Annotated in this window: 16 protein-coding genes; 14 read left to right on the plus strand and 2 right to left on the minus strand. The window is 62.4% G+C overall.

Annotation, left to right across the window (positions count from 1 at the left end; translation table 11 throughout):
* Window positions 1-27: 27 nt before the first annotated feature.
* The 7 genes from ACR0JN_RS12735 (at window position 28) to ACR0JN_RS12765 (ending at window position 8,836) form a co-directional block, all read left to right on the plus strand.
* Window positions 28-2,481, plus strand: coding sequence for an FAD-dependent oxidoreductase (locus ACR0JN_RS12735; RefSeq protein ID WP_480886049.1), 2,454 nt, complete (start codon window positions 28-30; stop codon window positions 2,479-2,481).
* Entirely contained in the window at window positions 2,481-3,563 is a 1,083-nt protein-coding gene (locus ACR0JN_RS12740; RefSeq protein WP_480886051.1) for an alcohol dehydrogenase family protein, read from the plus strand. The genes ACR0JN_RS12735 and ACR0JN_RS12740 overlap by 1 nt, the downstream gene beginning before the upstream one ends.
* Window positions 3,560-4,135: a dimethylsulfonioproprionate lyase family protein gene (locus tag ACR0JN_RS12745; protein ID WP_480886053.1), complete on the plus strand. Its 576-nt coding sequence runs from the start codon at window positions 3,560-3,562 to the stop codon at window positions 4,133-4,135. The genes ACR0JN_RS12740 and ACR0JN_RS12745 overlap by 4 nt, the downstream gene beginning before the upstream one ends.
* The gene (locus tag ACR0JN_RS12750) at window positions 4,132-5,238 is read left to right on the plus strand and encodes a mandelate racemase/muconate lactonizing enzyme family protein (RefSeq protein WP_480817754.1); all 1,107 of its coding nucleotides are present in this window, start codon (window positions 4,132-4,134) and stop codon (window positions 5,236-5,238) included. The genes ACR0JN_RS12745 and ACR0JN_RS12750 overlap by 4 nt, the downstream gene beginning before the upstream one ends.
* Entirely contained in the window at window positions 5,235-6,350 is a 1,116-nt protein-coding gene (locus ACR0JN_RS12755) for a mandelate racemase/muconate lactonizing enzyme family protein (RefSeq protein WP_480817753.1), read from the plus strand. Before ACR0JN_RS12750 ends, ACR0JN_RS12755 begins: the two co-directional genes overlap by 4 nt.
* Window positions 6,351-6,459: 109 nt before the next feature.
* Window positions 6,460-7,563, plus strand: a complete 1,104-nt coding sequence (locus ACR0JN_RS12760; RefSeq protein ID WP_480817752.1) for a mandelate racemase/muconate lactonizing enzyme family protein — start codon at window positions 6,460-6,462, stop codon at window positions 7,561-7,563.
* Between the two features lies 1 nt (window position 7,564).
* The gene (locus ACR0JN_RS12765; protein WP_480886055.1) at window positions 7,565-8,836 is read left to right on the plus strand and encodes an aspartate aminotransferase family protein; all 1,272 of its coding nucleotides are present in this window, start codon (window positions 7,565-7,567) and stop codon (window positions 8,834-8,836) included.
* Between the two features lie 223 nt (window positions 8,837-9,059).
* On the opposite strand, the gene hemC is transcribed toward ACR0JN_RS12765, so the two are convergent.
* The gene (hemC, locus tag ACR0JN_RS12770) at window positions 9,060-10,019 is read right to left on the minus strand and encodes a hydroxymethylbilane synthase (protein ID WP_480886057.1); all 960 of its coding nucleotides are present in this window, start codon (window positions 10,017-10,019) and stop codon (window positions 9,060-9,062) included.
* Window positions 10,020-10,125: 106 nt separating this feature from the next.
* Between hemC and hemE the strand changes: the two genes are divergently transcribed.
* Window positions 10,126-11,160 carry a uroporphyrinogen decarboxylase gene (gene hemE, locus ACR0JN_RS12775; RefSeq protein WP_480886059.1) on the plus strand — a complete coding sequence of 345 codons (1,035 nt, stop codon included), beginning with the start codon at window positions 10,126-10,128 and terminating at the stop codon, window positions 11,158-11,160.
* A gap of 81 nt (window positions 11,161-11,241) precedes the next feature.
* On the opposite strand, the gene ACR0JN_RS12780 is transcribed toward hemE, so the two are convergent.
* Window positions 11,242-12,330, minus strand: coding sequence for a CaiB/BaiF CoA transferase family protein (locus ACR0JN_RS12780; protein ID WP_480886060.1), 1,089 nt, complete (start codon window positions 12,328-12,330; stop codon window positions 11,242-11,244).
* A 198-nt stretch (window positions 12,331-12,528) separates the two neighbouring features.
* Between ACR0JN_RS12780 and ACR0JN_RS12785 the strand changes: the two genes are divergently transcribed.
* The 6 genes from ACR0JN_RS12785 to ACR0JN_RS12810 all read left to right on the plus strand — a co-directional run bounded on the left by ACR0JN_RS12785 (window position 12,529) and on the right by ACR0JN_RS12810 (window position 17,060).
* Window positions 12,529-13,458, plus strand: a complete 930-nt coding sequence (locus ACR0JN_RS12785; RefSeq protein ID WP_480886062.1) for an ABC transporter ATP-binding protein — start codon at window positions 12,529-12,531, stop codon at window positions 13,456-13,458.
* Window positions 13,455-14,216 (plus strand): ABC transporter permease, encoded by a 762-nt coding sequence (locus ACR0JN_RS12790; RefSeq protein WP_480886064.1) that lies wholly within the window; start codon window positions 13,455-13,457, stop codon window positions 14,214-14,216. Before ACR0JN_RS12785 ends, ACR0JN_RS12790 begins: the two co-directional genes overlap by 4 nt.
* Before the next feature lie 114 nt (window positions 14,217-14,330).
* The gene (locus ACR0JN_RS12795; RefSeq protein WP_480886066.1) at window positions 14,331-15,128 is read left to right on the plus strand and encodes a S49 family peptidase; all 798 of its coding nucleotides are present in this window, start codon (window positions 14,331-14,333) and stop codon (window positions 15,126-15,128) included.
* Between the two features lies 1 nt (window position 15,129).
* Entirely contained in the window at window positions 15,130-15,300 is a 171-nt protein-coding gene (locus tag ACR0JN_RS12800) for a hypothetical protein (protein ID WP_480886067.1), read from the plus strand.
* Entirely contained in the window at window positions 15,297-16,259 is a 963-nt protein-coding gene (locus ACR0JN_RS12805) for a calcium/sodium antiporter (protein ID WP_480886069.1), read from the plus strand. The genes ACR0JN_RS12800 and ACR0JN_RS12805 overlap by 4 nt, the downstream gene beginning before the upstream one ends.
* A gap of 21 nt (window positions 16,260-16,280) precedes the next feature.
* Window positions 16,281-17,060, plus strand: a complete 780-nt coding sequence (locus ACR0JN_RS12810) for an SDR family oxidoreductase (RefSeq protein WP_480817742.1) — start codon at window positions 16,281-16,283, stop codon at window positions 17,058-17,060.
* Window positions 17,061-17,301 lie beyond the last annotated feature (241 nt).

The raw sequence follows: 17,301 nt of genomic DNA on the forward strand, positions 1-17,301 counted from the left end.
AAAAGCGACTCGGGAAGAGGAAATGTCATGTCCGAGAAGAAATTGCCCACCCATGCGCGCGTGGTCATCGTCGGAGGCGGCGTCATGGGGGTCGGTCTGGCCTATCATCTGGCGCATGAAGGCTGGGGCGACGATACCGTCCTGCTGGAAAAGGCCGAGTTAACCAGCGGCAGCACCTGGCACGCGGCGGGGCAGATCACTCATTCGACATCAAGCTTTGGGCTGGGCAAATGTGTGGACTACAACATCGGTCTCTATTCCGGTGCGTTGGAGGCTGAAACGGGGCAGCCGGTGACATGGCACGGCTGCGGATCGTTCCGTCTGGCCTATACCGAGGATGAGATGGACTGGCTGCGCCACACCCTGTCGGTGGGTCGGTCGCTGGGGTTCAACATCGAGCTGGTCGGGCCCGAGAAGGTCGCCGAACTGCACCCGTTCTACAATCTAGACGGCGTGTTGGGCGCGCTGCACACGCCGGATGACGGCCATGTGGACCCGACCAACGTGACCATGGCGATGGCTGCGGGTGCGCGGCAGAAGGGCGTGCGTATCTTCCGCAACTGCCGCGCCACCAACATCACGCAGGCCGACAATGGCGAATGGATGGTCGAGACCGAGATGGGCACCATCACCTGTGAGCATGTGGTGAACGCGGGTGGCACCTATGCGCGCCAGATGGGCGAGTGGTCAGGGCTGCAACTGCCGATGACTTCGATGACGCACCATTATTTCGTGACCGAGCCGGTGCCTGAATTCCAGAATCTGGACACCGAACTGCCGGTGATCCGCGATGACCGCAAGGTCTCAGGCTATATCCGGATGGAGCAGCAGCGCGGGTTGATCGGGATTTACGAGAAAGAGAACCCGAACTCGGTCTGGCATGACCATTGCCCGTGGGAATACGAGAACTGGCTGTTCGACGCGGATTACGACCGGGTGATGCCGTGGCTTGAGGAAAGCCTGAACCGGATGCCGATCTTTGCCGAGCTGGGCATACAGCGGGATGTGCACGGAGCGATCTCGCATCCACCGGACGGCAACCCTCTGATCGGGCCCGCGCCGGGCGTGCGGAATTACTGGTGCTGCTGCGGTACGCAGATCGGCATCGGCTGGGGGCCGGGCCTGACCCGCGAACTGGCGCGTTGGATGGTGCATGGGGCGGCAGATATCTCGATGCGCGAATTCGATCCGCGCCGGTTCGGCAGCTATGCCACCAAGGATTGGCAGGTGATCAAGGCCGAGGAAGATTACTGCCTGCGCCACGAAATCCCCTTCCCGCATTTCAACCGACTGGAAGGCCGCCCGATCAAGCCATCGCCTCTGTATGAATTGCTGAATTCCAAAGGCGCGGTGCATGAAGAGGTGTATGGCTTCGAACGCCCCCGCTGGTTCGCCCGCGACGGGGTCGAGCAGCGCGATCACTATTCCTTCCGACGCACACCTGCCGACGACATGGTTGCGACCGAGGTCAAAGCGGTGCGCGAACGTGTCGGCATCATGGATGTCACCGCCTTTACCAAGGTCGAGGTCTCGGGTCCGGACGCCTATGCTCTGCTGGATCGGCTGACCGCCAACCGGATGCCGCAACAGGTAGGCTCGATCACGCTGACCCATATGCTGAACCGTCGGGGTCGGATCGAGTTGGAGACGACGATTGTGCGCATGGCCGAAGATCGCTTCTATCTGGTCTGCGCCGCCTTCTTCGAACAGCGCCTGCTGGATCATCTGGCGCAGCAACGCGCGGGAGAGAATGTGCAGATCACCGCTCTGTCCGCTGATTGGTCGGCCCTGTCGCTGAACGGTCCCCGGTCTCGCGACGTGCTGGCGCGCTGCACCGATGCTGACCTGACCAATGCCGGGTTCCGCTGGCTGTCAGCGCAGGAAATCACCATCGCGGGCCACAAGGTCTGGGCCTTCCGCATGTCCTATGCCGGCGAGTTGGGATGGGAGCTGCACATGCCCAACGCCGCCTGTTTGGATGTCTACACCGCGCTTTGGGCAGCAGGAGAGCCGCACGGCATCGCCGACTATGGCAGCTTTGCCATGAACGTGATGCGGATGGAGAAGGGCTTCAAAGGCGCGGGCGAGCTGACCAATGAGGTCACGCTGGCCGAGGCGGACGTGCTGCGCTTTGCCCGCACCGACAAGGAGTATCTGGGCAAGGACAAGACCCTGAACTCTGACCTGCCCTGGGTCTGCACCTATCTGGAAATCGAACCCGATGGTGAAATCGACGGTCATGGCGGCGAGGCCGTTATGCTGGACGGGCGCGTCGTAGGCTCCACAGCGTCGGTGGCCTACGGGCACACGGTCGGCAAGATCCTCGCCTTTGCCTATATCAAACCCGAGGCCGCCAAGCCGGGAACGGACCTGCAGGTCGTGATCCATGGCACCCCCCGCGCGGCACGTGTGCTGGGCGAGCCGGCCTATGATCCGCAAAGCCTGTTGCCCCGCACCGACGCCGTATTGGAGACCGCGTGATGAGCCTGCCCGAAACCATGAAAGCCATGGTCACGATGGGCCATGGCGACCTGGACCAGATGGTGCTGCACACCGACTGGCCCCGCCCCAACCCCGCGTCCGGAGAGGTGCTGATCAAGGTCGCCGCCTGCGGCCTGAACAACACCGACGTCAACACGCGCTCGGGTTGGTACTCCAAGACCGTCACCGACGCGACCACCGGCGGCGCGTTCGAAGAGGTCGGCAAGGAAGACCCCACATGGGGCGGTGCCCCGATCACCTTCCCGCGCATTCAGGGGGCTGATATCTGCGGCGAAATCGTCGCCGTGGGCGACGGCGTGGACCCGGCCCGGATCGGCCAGCGGGTCATCACCGACGGCTGGCTGCGCGATCCGGCGGATCCCGACAACATGGACAAGACGGGCTATTTCGGCTCGGAACGGGACGGCGGGTTTGCCGAATACGCGACAACGCTGGCCGTGAACGCGGTGCCGATCGCCTCGGACCTTTCCGATGCAGAACTGGCGACCTTTTCCTGTTCCTACTCCACCGCCGAAGGCATGCTGATCCGCGCCAATGTCACCGACAGGGATACCGTTCTGGTGCCCGGAGCCTCGGGCGGTGTCGGTGGCGCGCTGGTGCAACTGGCCAAGCGTCGCGGCGCGCGGGTGATTGCGCTGGCGTCCGAGGCGAAACATGCCGACGTGGCCGAACTGGGACCAGACAGAATCCTGCCGCGCGCGCCGGAAAACCTGCGCGCCGCGCTGGGCAGCGAAAAGATCACCGTGGTCGCGGATGTGGTCGGCGGCCCCTATTGGCCGAACCTGATCGACTGTCTGGAACGCGGCGGGCGCTATACCTGTTCCGGCGCCATTGCAGGACCGATGGTCGAGTTCGACCTGCGCACCTTCTACCTGCGCGACCTGACCTTTACTGGCTCGACCGTGATCGACCCGCAGGTCATGCGAAATCTCGTCAAGTATATCGAAGCAGGTGAGATCAAACCCGCCCTCGCCGCGACCTATCCGCTGGAGGAGTTGCGCGAGGCCCAGGCGGCTTTCATCGCCAAACAGCACACGGGCAATATCGTGGTGGTGCCATGACACTGCGGGACGTCCTCGAAGCCGCCCGGCAAGTGCATCAGGCCCATCCCGACCTGTCAGCTTTCGGCGCGTGGCCCGATGATCTTATCCCAACCGAATTGCCCCCAAACGCGATTCCAGCTGTTCGTTTGGTGCACGAGGTCGAGACGGATAACACACCAACAAAGCCGCTGGCCGAGGCGATCCGCGCGAGTGCACATCTAGCGCATTGGAAACAGACCTATACTAAGGAAGAGGTCGGGGCCGACTTCCTGAACCGCTACGGATACTACGAGTTGTTCGGCCCGACCGGCCATTTCCACTCGACCCAACTGCGCGGCTATGTGGCCTATTGGGGCGCTGGCCTGAACTACGACTGGCACAGTCATCAGGCCGAGGAAATCTATCTGACCCTGACAGGTGGCGCCCTGTTCAGGATCGACGGAGCCGAGGCCTATGTCGGCCCCAATCAGACCCGCCAACATGCCAGTTGGCAAAGCCACGCCATGATCACGACCGACGAACCCATCCTGACCTTTGTACTGTGGCGCGGCGCAGGCATGGGCGATCTGCCCCGAATGGACGCCGCATGAAGATCACCCGCATCCGCATCTACCAGACCGCACTGCCCTATGTGGGCGGGGCTTACGTCTGGGGCGCGGGCAACGCGATTGAAGTGGCGACGGCTTCGGTCGTGGTTATCGACACGGATGCGGGGCTGCAGGGCTGCGGCGAATTCACCCCCTGCGGCGAAAACTACATGGTCGCGCATTCTGAGGGTGTCGCGGCGCTGGCTCGTCTGGTGGCCCCGCATTTGCTGGGTGAGGACCCGCGGCAGGTGGCCCGGATCGAGCAACTCATGGATCATCTGGTGCAGGGGCACGGATACGCCAAGGCTCCGGTCGATGCCGCCTGCTGGGACATTCTGGGGCAGGCCTGCGATCAGCCGGTCTGGATGCTGCTGGGCGGCAAGCTGACCGACGGCGCGCCGATGTACCGGGTCGCGCCGCAGAAACCGGTGGATGAGACGGTGGCCGAGATGAACCGATACCGCGATCAGGGCTATCGCCAGTTTCAGATCAAGGTAGGCGGAGACTGGGCCGGTGATATCGACCGTATCCGCGCAACTGTGCCTCTGCTTCAAGCGGGGGAAAAGGCGATGGCCGACGCCAACCAAGGCTGGCGCGTGGACAATGCGATCCGGGTGGCACGGGCGACACACGATCTGGACTACATCCTCGAACAACCCTGCCGCAGTTATGAAGAATGTCAGCAGGTCCGCCGCGTCGCCGAGCAGCCAATGAAGCTGGACGAATGCCTGACCGGCATGCATATGGCCCAGCGGATCGTCGCGGATCGCGGCGCTGAAATCTGCTGCCTGAAACTCTCGAACCTAGGTGGGCTCAGCAAGGCCCGGCGGGTGCGCGACTACCTGATCGAAAACCGCATCCCCGTGGTCAGCGAAGATACATGGGGCGGCGAGATCACGACCTCGGTTGTCGCGCATTTCGCCGCCTCAACGCCCGAGGATTACCTGCAAAACACCACCGACCTGATGAATTATAACACCCGTTCCACCGGACTCGGCGGCCCGGTGTCGCGGGATGGCAAGCTTTACGCCCCGGACACGCCAGGGTTGGGCGTAACCCCGGATTTCGAAAGCCTCGGCGCGCCCGTGGCGGAGTATACCTTATGAAGATCACAATCATCACTGTCTACCAGATCGACCTGCCTCTGGAGCACCCGTACTGGTTGTCCGGCGGGCGGCTGAAGTTCGAAACCCTCGACGCGACGCTGGTGAAGGTCGAAACCGACACCGGCCTGACCGGTTGGGGCGAGGGCACGCCCTGGGGCCACACCTATGTCCCGGCCCACGGCCCAGGCATCCGCGCCGGGATCGAAACCATGGCCCCGTTCCTCCTCGGTCTCGACCCGCGTCAGGTGCTGGAGGTGGAACGGGCGATGGATACCGCCTTGCCCGGCCACCTCTATGCCAAAAGCCCGATCGATATGGCCTGCTGGGATATCGCCGGACAGTCGGCGGGCCTGCCGATTGCCGACCTGATGGGCGGAGGGTCCCGCACCCCGCGCCCGATCGCCTCGTCTGTCGGCGCAAAAACCATCGAAGAAACCCGCGAGGTGATGGACCGCTACCGCAACCGGGGCTACGTTGCCCATTCGGTCAAGATCGGCGGAGATGTCGAACGCGATATCGCCCGCGTCCGCGATGTGGAAAGCATCCGCCGCCCGGGCGAGATCATTCTCTACGATGTGAACCGGGGCTGGACCCGGCAGCAAGCCTTGCGCGTGATGACATCCTGCGAAGACCTGAACGTGATGTTCGAACAACCCTGCGAATCCCTGGACGATATCGCCGCTATCGCCCCCCGCCACGGCTCGCCCGTGTCGGTAGACGAAAGCCTCGTCACCCTGCAGGACGCAGCCCGCATCGCCCGCGACGGGCTGGCCGAGGTGTTCGGGATCAAGCTCAACCGCGTCGGCGGTCTGACCAAAGCTGCTCGCATACGTGACATCGCGTTGGCCCACGGGATCGACATGTTTGTGATGGCCACCGGTGGCTCGGTCCTGGCCGATACCGAAGCGCTGCATCTGGCCGCCACCATCCCCGACGACAACTGCCACGCGGTCTGGGCCTGTCAGGACATGATCACCGTTGACATCGCCGGTGGACGCGGCCCCCGCAACATCGACGGCCACCTGCACCTGCCGGAAACCCCGGGCCTCGGCGTCCACCCCGACCTAGACGCCCTTGGCCCCCCAATCGCCACCTACGAGGCTCCGCGATGATCCGCTCCTTCATCTGTCCAAAAATATCCCGGGGCGTGAATTGGCCGCAGGCCAAGAGAGGGGCTGGCCCCTCTGACGGCGCCACGCCCAAACCCACAGGACGGCCCGAATGAAGATCACCAAACTCACCCTCTGGTCCGTCAACCTGACCAGCCATGAGACCTACCACATGGCCGAAGGCAAAAGCTGCGCCACGGTCAAAGCTCATGTCCTGTGTCTTGAAACCGACACCGGCCTGAGGGGCTGGGGTGAGGTCTGCCCCATCCCCCACTACCTGCCCGCCTATGCCGATGGCGTCCCCGCCGCGATCACCGAGATGGGCCCAGAAATCCTCGGCATCGCCCCTTTCGGAGTCGACGCACCGATGCGCAAGCTCGACGGGGTTCTGCAAGGCCACGCCTACGCCAAATCCATCGTCGATATCGCGCTGTGGGACCTGTTTGGGCAGGCCACGGGCCAGCCGCTCTATGCCCTGTTAGGTGGGCGCACGCGCAAGGACATGCCGCTCTACCATTCGATCACTTGCGTCGCCCCGGATGAGATGGCGCGGATCGCCAAGACGGCCTATCAGACTGGTATCCGCCAGTTTCAGGTCAAACTGGGGGTCGAGGCCGACTGGCAGGCCGATGCCGAACGCCTGACCAAAGTGCGCGAGGCCGTGGGGCCGGGGCCTATCGTCTATGGTGACTGGAACTGCGGCGCGTCGCGCCTGCAGGCCACGCGCACGGGCCGCGCCGTGGCGCATCTGGACGTGATGCTGGAACAGCCCTGCAAAACGCTAGAAGACTGCGCCGCTGTTCGTCAGGCCACCGGTCTGCCAATGAAGATCGACGAAAACGCCCATGATCTGGCCTCATTGCTGCGCGCGCACGAACTGGGTTGCATGGATGCTGTGGCGCTGAAACTGTCGAAATTCGGCGGGCTGTCGGCCATGCGCCGCGCGCGGGATCTGACCGTGCATCTGGGGGCCGAGATCTGCGCCGAATGCACATGGGGCTCGGATATCGTCACCGCCGCCTCGCTGCATTTCGCGGCCTCGACCCCGCACGGGTCGCTCCTCAATACCTGCGATTTGTCCTCCTATGTTGCCCCGCGCCTCTGCCCCGATGCACCCAACCGTGAAAACGGCAGGATTGCTCCGCCCGACGGTCCGGGCTTAGGTGTAACCCCCGACCCCGAAATCCTTGGTTCCCCGATACTGGAGATCGCCTGAGATGCTGAAGATCAACACTCAATCCGAATGGATCGCCCGCGCCAACGAGGTTCTGCCCGCCGGAGGGTTTGGCAATTTCGACCCCGGTATCCTGATCGCCCGCGGTCAGGGCAGCCGCGTCTGGGATGAAGACGGCAATGAATATATCGACTATCTGATCGGCTCGGGCCCGATGCTGCTGGGCCACGGCCACCCCGAGGTGATGGAGGCCGTGCTGGAACAACTGCCCAAAGGCATGACCTTCTTCGCCAATAACAGCAAAGGAGTCGAACTGGCCGAGGCCATTACCGACGCCGTGCCCTGCTGCGAACAAATCCGCTTTGTCGCCTCGGGCGGTGAGGCGGATATGTATGCGCTCCGCTTGGCCCGCGCCTATACGGGCCGTGACAAAATTCTGAAATTCGAAGGCGGCTATCACGGGATGAGCGCCGAGGCGCAGATGAGCCTGGCCCCCAGCCGCGAGGTCAATTTCCCGCAACCCGTACCCGACAGTGCCGGTATCCCGCAGGGCGTGGCCGACCAGATGCTGATCGCGCCCTTCAACGATCTTGAGGCGGTCGCCACCCTGCTGGCCGAGCATGACGATATCGCCGCGATCATGGTCGAACCGTTGCAGCGGATCATTCCGCCGCAGCCCGGCTACCTGCAGGGGCTGCGCGATCTGTGCGACAAACACAACGTCCTTCTGATCTTCGATGAGATCGTCACCGGATTCCGTCTGGCCTATGGCGGTGCGCAGGAACGATATGGCGTGACCCCCGATATCTGCACGCTGGGCAAGATCACCGGCGGCGGGTTCCCTCTGGCCGCGCTGGGCGCAAGTATCGAGATCATGAAGCATTTCGACAAGGCTCAAGTAGGCGAGGACGGCTGGCTGATGCAGTTGGGCACCTTGTCCGGCAACCCGGTGGCCTCGGTCGCGGGTCTGAAAACGATGGAAATCCTGCGCCGTGACGGGGCCTATGACCATCTGCGCCAGATAGGTAAGCGCCTGCAGGACATGCAGTCCGACGCGCTGACCAAAGCAGGTATCCCGCACCGCATCTGCGGGGATGAGACGCTGTTCGACATCTATTTCACCGAAAACGCCTGCTGCGATTACCGCAGCGCCAAACATGACGACCCGCAACGCAATGTTGTCTACAACGCCACGCTCAGGGCCAATGGTGTGTTCAAGGCCCCCGGCAAGCTCTATCCGTCGACGGCTGTGACCGAGGCAGACCTTGAACAGACCCAACACGCCGTTCAGCGCGCGGTCGAGATGATTTGTTAGGGCAGGGCGCAAATCAAACGGGCCGCTGTTGCAAACAACAGCGACCCGCTACCTATTGAAGTCGGGGGTCAGCCTCGCCCCCTCGAATACTGAAATAACCACCAACAATCTGAAACTTTTCGATACTTTCGAGGCTGACCCGACTTGACAACGGGTATGACCTATTACTGCCACAGGCCTGACCGGGCGACAGTGAAGCAGTTCACACTTGTTAAACTTTTTATCAATTTTTCCAGTCGAAGAATCCCGGACCGGCCTGTTTCAGCAGGTTTTCCGCCATGGCACGGCCCATATCCGCGCCATCGCTGATCGTGCCGGTGGTGTCGTCGGCAATCGCCTCGGCCCCGTTGGGGCGCAGCACTTCGCCGCGCAGGCGCAGCTGGCCGCCCTGCAGCTCGGCCAATCCGGCGATGGGCGTTTCGCAGGACCCGTCCAGCGCCTGCAAAAGCGCGCGTTCGGCGGCCAGACGCTGGCTGGTCTCGGTATGGTGAATCGCCTCGAGCATTTCGGCGGCGCGGCTGTCTTCGCTGCGGCGTTCGATGCCGATGGTGCCTTGCGCGATGGCGGGCAGCATGTCGTCGGTCGAAATGGCGGTGGCCGGAACTTCGGCCATGTTCAGGCGGCGGATGCCTGCCATGGCCAGAAAGGTGCAATCTGCCACGCCATCAGCCAGCTTTTTCAGCCGGGTCTGCACGTTGCCGCGAAACTCGACCACCTGCAGGTCAGGCCGCCGGTTCAGCAGTTGCGCCCGGCGGCGCAGGGATGAGGTGCCAACCACGGCCCCCTCGGGCAGATCGTGAATAGACTTCAGGTGAGGCGAGATGAAGGCATCGCGCACATCCTCGCGCGGCAGGAAGGTGTCCAGCACCAGACCCTCGGGCTGTTCGACGGGCATGTCCTTGGTGGAATGCACGGCGATGTCGATGTCGCCTTTCAGCATCGCCTCTTCGATTTCCTTGGTAAAGAGACCCTTGTTGCCGATCTCTTTCAGCGGACGGTCGGCGTCGATCATGGCGCGGTTGTCGCCGGTGGTCTTGATCACCACGATCTCGAAGGCGTCTTCCGGCAGGTCGAACGCGTCGCGCAGCCTTTGGCGCGTCTCATGGGCCTGGGCCAGAGCCAGCGGGGAACCACGGGTGCCGATTTTCAGCGGCGATGCGGGGGAGGGCAGGGTCAAAGTCATGGGCCCAGCTTTAATCGCGTCACATTGCCCTGACAATGGGGGCAAAGCTTGACAAATTGCCACTGAGGCACGACCGGTGGCGCAAACCGATGATTGGGGGGCAGAGATGGCCGAGACAAAGAAACTGCTGCGGGCGCTGGCGGGTGAGGTGCAGGACGTGCCGCCGATCTGGATGATGCGGCAGGCCGGGCGGTATCTGCCCGAGTACCGCGCCACCCGCGCGCAGGCCGGGGATTTCCTGTCGCTGTGCTACAACCCCGAACTGGCCGCCGAGGTCACCTTGCAGCCGATCCGCCGCTACGGGTTCGACGCGGCGATTCTGTTCGCCGATATCCTGCTGGTGCCGCAGGCGCTGGGTGCGGATCTGTGGTTTGTCACCGGCGAAGGCCCGCGCCTGTCGACCATCACGCAGCAGGCGGATTTCGATGCGCTGAAACCGGTTGAGGAGATTCACGAGACCCTGTCACCGGTATACGAGACGGTCCGCATCCTGTCGCGGGAACTGCCGTCCGAGACCACGCTGATCGGTTTTGCGGGCGCTCCCTGGACGGTGGCGACCTACATGATCGCCGGGCGGGGCACGCCGGATCAGGGTCCGGCGCATGCGCTGCGCGAAGGGAATGTGGCGTTGTTCGAGGCGCTGCTGGACCGGATTACGTTGGCGACGATTGAGTATCTCTCGGCCCAGATCGAGGCCGGGGCTGAGGTGGTCAAGATCTTCGACAGCTGGGCGGGCTCGCTGAGGGGCGAGGCGTTTCGGAAGTACGCGGTTGAGCCCTGCCGGGTGATCACGCAGGCCATAAAGGCACGGCATCCGGGTATTCCGGTGATCGGCTTCCCGCGCGAAGCGGGTGAGGGCTATGTCGGCTTCGCCAGGGCGACGGGTGTGGATTGCGTGGCGCTGGACAACTCGGTATCGCCGGACTGGGCGGCCGCGCATGTGCAGGTGGATGGATGTGTGCAGGGCAATCTGGCCTCGTCTCATATGGTGACGGGCGGGCAGGCGCTGGTGGATGAGACGCGTGCGATTGTCGAGGCGTTTTCGAAGGGGCCGCATATCTTCAATCTGGGGCATGGGATTACGCCGGATGCCGATCCCGAGAACGTGCAGGTGATGATCGACACGGTGCGCGGGCGGTAAGCGGGTCGAAGGGGGCCTGCCCCCTTCTTGGCCTGCGGCCAATTCATCCCCCGGGATATTTTTGGACAGATGAAGGGCGGATCAGTCGCTTTTGGAGAGGTCTGTGAGGATTTCCTGGGTGTGTTCGCCGCGGGTTGGGCTGGGTGTTGGGTGCCAGCTGTAGGTTGAGAAACGGGGGGCGGCGGCTGCTTGAAGGGCTCCGTCAGCCTCGGTCCATGTGTTTCGGGCTGCGTTCATTGGGTGCGCCATTGCCTGTTCGGGGCTGAGGACCGGGGCGACGCAGGCGTCTGATCCATCGAAGCGGTCTTCCCAGTGGGCGCGCGGGTGGCGGGCGAAGATGTCCGTCAGTCGCTGGGTCAGGATTGGCCAGCGGGTGCGGTCGTATTGCTGCTGGAAGTCAGGGTCATCGGACAGGCCCATGATCTGCAGGAATTCGCTGTAGAATTTGGGTTCCAGGCATTGGATGGTGATGAATTCTCCATCGGCGCAAGCGTAGGTGCGGCTCCAGTGTGGGCCGTCGAGCAGGCTTTGGCCGCGTGTGTCGCTCAGGTTGCCTGTCTGGCGCAGGCTCATCAGCAGGTTCATCATATGGGCGGAGCCGTCATAGATGGCGGCGTCGACGATGGTGCCCTGACCGGTTCGTTGGGCGTTGAGCAGCCCGGCCAAAAGACCCGCGACCAGATACATCGCGCCGCCGCCGATATCGCCCACCAGCGTGGCGGGCGTTTGTGGCGGTTCGCCGGGGGGTGAGCAGTACCACAGCGCGCCGGACAGGGCGATGTAGTTCAGGTCATGCCCGGCGGTGTCGGACAGCGGGCTGTTCTGCCCCCAGCCGGTCATTCGGCCATAGACCAGCTTTGGGTTCAGCGCATGACAGGTCTCGGGGCCGAGACCCAGTTTTTCCATCACGCCGGGGCGGAACCCTTCGATCAGCGCATCCCCGGTTGCGATCAGGCGTTTGGCGGTGGTCAGGTCACTTGTGTCTTTAAGGTCCAACGCGATGGAGCGTTTGCCGCGATCCAGAACGGAGCGTTCGGGAGTGACGGGCGCAGCGGCTCCGCCTTTGCGGTGGATGGTGATCACATCCGCGCCCAGATCGGCCAGCAGCATCGCGGCAAACGGGCCGGGGCCGAGGGCTTCGATTTCGATGATGCGCAATCCGTTCAGCATGGGGTCCTCCGTCATTCATAACCTTTCGGGCGAGAGGGCGGATTGCAAGCGCCGCGCGTTCGGGGTGATGGCATCTGGTGGTTCAGCGGCCATGTCCGAATTGATCCGGCGCTAAAAATGCGCAGGTCCTTGTGCGGAATTGCCCTGTTCCGTCGGCAAGCGGCGCGATAGGGTCCGTGGCCAGAACGGGGAACGTGCATGACCACCATTTTGTCCATCAAGGACCTGCGCAAATCATATGCGGACGGATTTGAGGCGCTGAAAGGCGTGTCGCTGGATATTGAAGAAGGCGAGATCCTCGCGCTTTTGGGGCCAAACGGCGCGGGCAAGACCACCCTGATCTCGACCATCTGCGGCATCACCACGCCGACCTCGGGAACGGTGACTGTCGGCGGCTACGATATCCAGACCGAATTCCGCGCCGCGCGCCGGATGATCGGGCTGGTGCCGCAGGAGATTGCGCTGGAGCCGTTCGAGAAGGTGTGGAACACGGTGCGGCTGTCGCGCGGGCTGTTCGGCTATGGCCGGGATGATGCGCGGATCGAAGAGATTCTGCGCAAACTGTCCCTGTGGGACAAACGCAAGAACGCCATCAAAGAGTTGTCGGGCGGCATGAAGCGCCGGGTGCTGATTGCCAAGGCGTTGGCACATGAGCCGCGCGTTTTGTTTCTGGACGAACCCACCGCCGGGGTCGACGTGGAACTGCGCAAGGATATGTGGGAGATCGTGGCCGAACTGAAACGCTCGGGCGTCACCATCATTCTGACCACGCACTATATCGAAGAGGCCGAAGCCATCGCTGACCGTGTTGGCGTCATCGACAAGGGTGAGTTGCTGCTGGTGCAGGACAAGGACACCCTGATGGCGCAGATGGGCCAGAAGCAGATCGAGGTTATGCTGACCGAACCCATCGCGGAAATTCCCGACGCTTTGGCGGTACACAACCTGGCTCTGAACGGCGATGGCGATGCGCTGGTCTACACTTATGACACTCATGCGGATCGCACTGGCATCACCACTTTGCTGAACGATGTCGCCAAGGCCGGGTTGGTGCTGCGCGACGTGCAGACGCGGCAATCCAGCCTTGAAGAGATTTTTGTCACTCTGGTTTCGGGAGAGGCCGCATGAACTGGGCTGCCGTCGCCGCCATCTACCGGTTCGAGATGGCCCGGTTCTTCCGCACGCTGGCGCAGAGCTTCCTGTCGCCGGTCCTTTCGACCTCTCTTTATTTCGTGGTGTTCGGCACAGCCATCGGCAGCCGCATACAAGAGGTTGAAGGGGTCAGCTACGGCGCATTCATCGTACCCGGTCTGATCATGTTGTCGGTCGTGATGCTGTCGATCTCGAACGCCTCATTCGCGATCTACTTTCCCAAGTTTCTGGGCACGATCTACGAGTTGCTCTCGGCCCCGGTGGATTTCATCGAGATTGTGGTCGGCTATGTGGGGGCTGCGGCGACGAAATCGCTGTTTGTCGGTCTGGTAATCCTGATCACCGCCACCTTCTTTGTGGACATCCAGATCGCGCACCCCTTTGCGATGGCGGCGTTTCTGATCCTGTCCTGCCTCAGCTTTTCGCTGCTGGGGTTTATCATCGGCATCTGGGCCAGCAATTTCGAACAGATGTCGCTGGTGCCGCAGCTTGTGGTGACGCCACTGATCTTTCTGGGGGGCACGTTCTATTCGATCTCGATGCTGCCGCCGCTGTGGCAGACCATCACCTTGTTCAACCCGGTGGTCTATCTGATTTCGGGGTTCAGGTGGTCGTTCTACGGGCTGGCGGACGTGCCGATTGCGCTCAGCCTGCTGGCCATTCTGGCCTTTACCGGGCTGTGTCTGGGGATGATCTGGTGGATCTTCAAAACCGGCTGGCGCATTCGTAACTAAAGGCTCCGGCGGCGTTGCATTTTTGCCGATCAGCATCGGGAAATTGGGTCACGTCGGGTTTAACGGTTCGCGGATATCTTGTTTACCGGTTGGGCGCACTCTACATGGGCATCCATGAAACTCAGCCTGCCGTTTGTCAAAAAGCAACCCGTTGTGGCCGTCGTGCGCCTGTCCGGTGCCATCGGTATGTCTGGCCGCGGGTCGCTGAACAACCTTGCGCTGACCCCCGTTTTGGAAAAGGCCTTTCGCAAGGGCAAGCCTGTGGCTGTCGCGCTTGAGGTCAACTCGCCCGGCGGCTCGCCGGTGCAAAGTTCGCTGATCGGTGCGCGCATCCGGCGTCTGTCCGAGGAACTGGATATTCCTGTTGTCGCCTTTGTCGAAGACGTCGCGGCCTCGGGTGGATACTGGCTGGCGGCTGCGGCGGATGAGATTTTCGCCGACGAAAGTTCGGTTCTGGGTTCGATCGGCGTGATCTCGGCCGGGTTCGGTGCGCATATCTTTCTGGCGCGACAGGGGATCGAACGACGAGTGCATACGGCCGGTAAATCGAAATCCATGCTCGACCCGTTTTCGCCGGAAAAGGAAGAGGATGTCGCGCGCCTCCAGGGCCTGTTGGGCGATATTCACGAGAATTTTATCACCCATGTCAAAGCCCGGCGCGGCGACAAGCTGGATCAGAGCGCGGACCTGTTCACCGGTGAAATCTGGCTTGCCCGGCGTGCGCAGGAACTGGGCCTGATCGACGGCATCGCGCATCTGAAGCCCCAGATGCAGGAACGGTTCGGCGACAAGGTCAAATTCCGCCGCTACGGGCTGCGCAAACCCTTCTGGTCGCGGCTTGGGGCCTCGGTGGCGCAGGACGCCATTGCGGGGCTAGAGGAGCGGGCGGCCTACGCGCGTTTCGGTTTGTGACGTGATCATCAAGGCCGTCACCCTGTTTCTGATTGCCATGGGCGTTCTGGCCATGTTCGGCAAGTTGCGCTTTCCGGGACAAAAGAAGCTGAGCTCGGCCAAATGCCCCCGCTGCGGACGGTTCCGCATCGGCAAAGGCCCCTGCGCCTGCGAAAAAGGGGGCCGGACATGACCGCGTGGCTGTTATCCGGTCTGGGGCTGGTGATCCTGCTGCTGGCAGGTGACGCGCTGGTGCGCGGCGCGGTGAACCTGAGCCTGCGGCTGGGCGTGCCGGCGCTGATCGTCAGCCTGACCATCGTGGCCTTTGGCACCTCGGCCCCCGAGCTTTTGATCGCTATCAGCGCGCTCAAGGAAAACGCGCCGGGCATTGCGCTGGGCAACGTGGTCGGGTCGAACACGGCCAACATCCTGCTGGTGCTGGGCCTGCCCGCGCTTTTGGCGACGCTGCACACCAGCGAATGTGACAGCCGCAAGAACTATGTGTTCATGCTGTTGGCGACGGTCCTGTTCATTGGTCTGGCCTTTTGCGGGGTTTTCAACCTGATCAGCGGGGCCATCCTGCTGGCGGCGCTGGCGCTGGTGCTGGGCAACGCCTTTCGCGAGGCGAAACGCCACCGCGCCGCCTGTGGTCCGGCCTGCGAGGACGATGAAGAACTGGACGGTCTGGAAGAGGCCGACCCCAACATGCCCTACTGGAAAGTGTCGATCTACCTGATCCTGGGGCTGGTCGGTTTGCCGATGGGCGCGCATCTGCTGGTGGACAACGCCACCATCATCGCGCGGACCTATGGGGTCAGTGAAACGGTGATCGGTCTGACCTTGATCGCGGTGGGGACCTCTCTGCCCGAGCTTGCAACCACGATGATGGCCGCGCTGCGCCGGCAGGCCGATGTGGCGCTGGGCAATGTGATCGGGTCGAACATGTTCAACCTGCTGGCCATCGTCGGCATCGCCACATGGTTCGGCAACATCCCGGTCGATCCCGAGTTCCTGTATTTCGACTTGTGGGTAATGCTGGGGGCCTCGTTGCTTTTGATCCCCTTCGTGTTTTTCAAACAGGATATCACCCGCGGCTGGGGTCTGGCATTGACTTTCCTTTATGCGCTTTATGTCACCACCCTGCTGGTGTGATCTGACGGAAAGAGGTGATCCATGACCCGAGCTTTAGTGACCGGTGCCGGAATTCGTCTGGGTCGGGCCATGGCCGAGTATCTGGCGGGTCGCGGCTATGATGTCGCCGTGCACTACGCGACCTCGGAACAACCGGCGCAGGACACCGTATCAGATATTCGCGCGCTGGGCCGTCAGGCTGTCGCGCTGCAGGCCGATCTGCTGGACGAGGCACAGGTGACATCCCTGCTGCCCCGCGCCGCCGAGGCGTTGGGCGGGCCGATCACCTGTCTGGTGAACAATGCCTCGATCTTTGAATACGACACGATCCAAACGGCCACCCGCGAAAGCTGGGACCGCCATCTGGACAGCAACCTGCGCGCGCCCTTTGTGCTGACTCAGGCCATGGCCGCGCAGGGTCTGCAGCCCGACACCGATGCCAATGGCGAGCCGGTCGCCACCGGCCTGATCGTCAACATGGTCGACATGCGGGTGCGCAAACTGACGCCCGAGTTCATGACCTACACCATCGCCAAGATGGGCCTGTGGGCGCTGACCCGCACAGCGGCGCAGGCGCTGACCCCGGCCATTCGCGTCAACGCCATCGGGCCGGGCCCGACCATGCAGGGCCACCGCCAAAGCGCCGAGCACTTTAACGCGCAACGGGCAAACACGGTTCTGGAACGCGGTGCAAACCCGTCTGATATCACCGCCGCGCTGGGGTATTTTCTGGACGCAGACGCCGTCACCGGGCAGTTGTTATGCGTTGACGGAGGTCAGCATCTGGGGTGGCAGACACCGGACGTTCTGGGCGTAGAATAGACATATTCGCCGCAAGTTTTGCACCGCTCTCATTTCCGTTACATGCGCGTTACAAAATTGTATTGTTTTTCATATACTTGTCTTGTGAGTAAATTTTTTATCAAATAAATCAATTGGTTACAATATTGCCTGTTTTTTGGGCAACTCAAGGAAAAGGTAAGAAAACAAGGAAGATTCCCGGGCCCGGAAAACTTATCTTCATACTTATCCACATAATCCGTGGATTTGTTTCCCCTTGATC

It is taken from the genome of Ruegeria sp. G12 (genome assembly GCF_056533565.1).